The following is a 1,363-nucleotide window of genomic DNA, read 5'->3' on the forward strand; positions in this document are numbered from 1 at the left end:
TGCTTGGCATGAGCGAGGGGGGCCTGGCATGAAGCCTATGATTCAAGCCCACCTGGTCGAGCGCGACCAGTTCGGCTTCTGGACCCATCCGAACTATCCAGACCTGGCCGACAACTGCTCTTCCAACGAGGCGCAGGAAACGCTGCGCCGGCTTGGCCTTGAGTTGCAGACCGTCTTCATGGAGTCGGATGCGCCTCGCCTCTACGACTCTGCACGATCGGACCAACGATACAGCGAGTGGATCCCAACGCGACCCGAAGGCTCCGGTTGGTTCGTGCTATCGATCCACGATACCGATAACGGCCCGGTGTGCCAGTACGTGCGACCGCTCGGAGAGCACCTGAGTCCAATCGATCTCGATGCGGCAGCAGAACAGCATGAACGCCTGCTCAGCGAGGCTTGTGCCAAGGCCTTGAATCAGCGCGACGCCGCCCTGGCCAGGGTCGCCTCGCTTGAGTCCAAGCTGGAGGAGCTGGAGAAGCTGGAACCGGCAGCCCCGAGTGACCCCAAGCTCAAGCCCTGCCCGCTCTGCGGCAGCACGAACATTCGAATGCTGGAACCCGAGCTGCTCGACACCAATGCCTGGAACTGTGCCATTGAATGCCTGGACTGCCAGGTTTACATCGGGCCGTCCTACTGCGAGCCAGACACAGTAACAGCGAGGTATTCAGCACAGGTCGACTGGAACAGGCGCCCAAGCGCAAAAAACCACGCGGACGAGCGTGAGCAGTTCTTGATGGCCAACCTGCTCGCCGCCCTGGAGGTCGCACTGGGCGACGTAGCAGCCCTGGCTATTGTCGACCGGGTAAGGCAGGTCGCAGACCGAATTTACCCCACCTCGAGCCTATCCCCTGTTCCCCAAGCATGGCTCGATGTCCAAGCCGAGCGCCGCCGGCAGATCGAGGCCGAAGGCTGGACGCCAGAGCACGACGACGAGCACAGCCACGGCCAGATGGCCCGAGCCGCCGCCTGCTACGCCCTGGCCGGATCCAGCGCTCCGAACGATGGAACCGCCGCCCTGCTGGTGTCGCTGGCATGGCCTTGGGATGAGCAGTGGTGGAAGCCAACCACCGTGCGACGAGATCTGGTCAAGGCCTGCGCCCTGGCGCTGGCTGAGATCGAGCGCCTGGACCGCACCGCGCCCGTGCAGGGCTCAACCTGCTGCAAGGGGGACGCGTAATGGACAAGCAAAAAGTCCTCGCCAAGGTCGAGAAGCTGATGGCCCTGGCGAATGCCAAGGGGGCCACGCCGAACGAGGCGGAAACCGCATTGCGCCAGGCCGCGATCCTGAAGCGCCAGTTCGACCTCAGCGATGCGGAGATCTCGGCCCACACGGTGGAGACCGCGTGCGTTCCCACTCGAA

2 protein-coding genes are annotated in these 1,363 nt (G+C 63.7%); both read left to right on the forward strand.

Annotated elements, in window-relative coordinates; genetic code table 11:
* Positions 1-28 precede the first annotated feature (28 nt).
* Positions 29-1,180, forward strand: coding sequence for a Lar family restriction alleviation protein (locus JHD77_RS32590; protein WP_023108755.1), 1,152 nt, complete (start codon positions 29-31; stop codon positions 1,178-1,180).
* Positions 1,180-1,363: DUF2786 domain-containing protein (locus JHD77_RS31755; RefSeq protein WP_033979379.1), on the forward strand; the 184-nt coding region annotated here is incomplete at its 3' end. The genes JHD77_RS32590 and JHD77_RS31755, both read left to right, overlap by 1 nt.

Origin of the sequence: Pseudomonas sp. P20, assembly GCF_016463925.1 — a bacterium.
Taxonomy (GTDB): domain Bacteria; phylum Pseudomonadota; class Gammaproteobacteria; order Pseudomonadales; family Pseudomonadaceae; genus Pseudomonas; species Pseudomonas aeruginosa.